The sequence below is a fragment of the Streptomyces rubellomurinus genome (assembly GCF_000961885.1).
Classification (GTDB): domain Bacteria; phylum Actinomycetota; class Actinomycetes; order Streptomycetales; family Streptomycetaceae; genus Kitasatospora; species Kitasatospora rubellomurina.
The window spans coordinates 1-1924 of sequence record NZ_JZKH01000224.1 but is presented as its reverse complement, the minus strand read 5'-3'; the positions used below and the strand labels follow the sequence as shown (position 1 = coordinate 1924).

Genomic DNA, 1924 nt, shown 5'->3' with positions numbered 1-1924 from the left:
GGTGGTGCATGCGGCGGGGGTGTTGGACGACGGGACGATCGCGTCGTTGACGCCTGAGCGGCTGGCGGCGGTGCTGCGGCCGAAGGTCGACGCGGCGCTGAATCTGCATGAGTTGACGATCAGTCAGGAGCTGTCGTTTTTCGTGCTGTTCTCGTCCATCGCGGGTGTCTTCGGCAACCCGGGGCAGGGCAACTACGCGGCGGCGAACGCCGCCCTGGACGCGTTGGCGGCGCAGCGCCACGCCGCCGGGCTGCCCGCCGTCTCGCTCGCCTGGGGCCTGTGGGAGCAGGCCAGCGGCATGACCGGCCACCTCGACGCGGGCGGCCTGGGGTGGATGGCCCGAGCCGGGATCCGTCCGCTCGCGACCGAGCAGGGCCTCGCGCTCTTCGACGCGGCGATCGGAGCGAGCGAACCCCTCCTGGTGCCGGTGCGGCTCGACACCGCCACCCTGCGCGCCCAGCAGGCGGCAGGGCTGCTGCCGGCCGTCTGCCGAGGTCTGGTCCGGCAGCCGTCCCGGCGGATCGCCGAGAACCGGACGGACGGGCCGTCCGGGCTGCCCCGGCTGCTCGACGGCGTGCCGGAGGGCGAGCAGGAGTCCACCCTGTTGGCCTTCGTGCGCGGTCAGGTCGCTGCTGTGCTCGGCCATGCCGAACCCGAACTGGTCGACGCCGAACGGGCGTTCAAGGAACAGGGCTTCGACTCGCTGACCGCCGTCGAGCTGCGCAACCGGATCGGCGCCGCCACGGGTCTCCGGCTGCCCGCCACGCTGGTCTTCGACCACCCGAACCCGCTCGCGCTGGCCCGGTACCTGCGGGCCGAGGCGGCCGGACGTCCGGGCCAACAGCCCGCCGTGGCGCGGTCGTCCGCCGTGGCGGCCGACGATCCGGTGGTGATCGTGGGCATGGCCTGCCGCTTCCCGGGCGGGGTGTCCTCGCCGGAGGAGCTGTGGGATCTGGTCGCGGGCGGGGTGGACGCGATCGGCGACTTCCCGGACGATCGCGGCTGGGACCTGGAGGAGCTGTACGACGCGGAGGGCGTGCGGCCCGGGACGACGTACACCCGGTCCGGTGGCTTTCTGGCGGACGCGGCCGGGTTCGACGCGGGGTTCTTCGGGATCTCGCCGCGTGAGGCGCTGGCGATGGATCCGCAGCAGCGGTTGCTGCTGGAGACGTCGTGGGAGGCGCTGGAGCGGGCGGGGTTGGAGCCGGCGTCGTTGCGTGGCAGCCGGACCGGCGTGTTCGCGGGCGTGATGTACCACGACTACGCGGGCGGCACCGATCCCGCCGCCGAGCTGGGGGGGTACTCGCTCACCGGCACGCTGGGCAGCGTGGCGTCAGGTCGGATCTCGTACACCTTCGGGTTGGAGGGCCCGGCCGTCACGGTGGACACCGCGTGCTCGTCCTCGCTGGTCGCCCTGCACCTGGCCGCGCAGGCGCTGCGGGCGGGGGAGTGCGAACTCGCCCTGGTGGGTGGGGCGACGGTGATGGCCACGCCGTGGGTGTTCCGCGAGTTCAGCCGCCAGCGCGGCCTGGCGGCTGACGGCCGGTGCAAGGCGTTCTCCGATGCGGCGGACGGCACCGGGTGGTCCGAGGGTGCGGGTGTGCTGGTGGTGGAGCGGTTGTCGGACGCGGTGCGGGCCGGTCATCGGGTGCTGGCGGTGGTGCGCGGCAGCGCGGTGAACCAGGACGGTGCGTCGAACGGGTTGACGGCGCCGAACGGTCCGTCGCAGCAGCGGGTGATCGAAGCGGCGTTGAATGCGAGTAGTTTGACGGTTCATCAGGTCGATGCCGTGGAGGCGCACGGGACCGGGACGGCGCTGGGCGACCCGATCGAGGCGCAGGCGCTGCTGGCGACGTACGGGCGGGACCGGTCCCCGGGCCGGCCGCTGTGGCTGGGGTCGGTGAAGTCGAACCTCGGGCACGCG

The 1924-nt window shown here is 73.4% G+C and carries 1 protein-coding gene; it reads left to right on the top strand.

Annotated elements, in window-relative coordinates; genetic code table 11:
* On the top strand, positions 1–1924 hold a 1924-nt coding region (locus VM95_RS37400), incomplete at both ends, for a beta-ketoacyl synthase N-terminal-like domain-containing protein (RefSeq protein WP_045705821.1).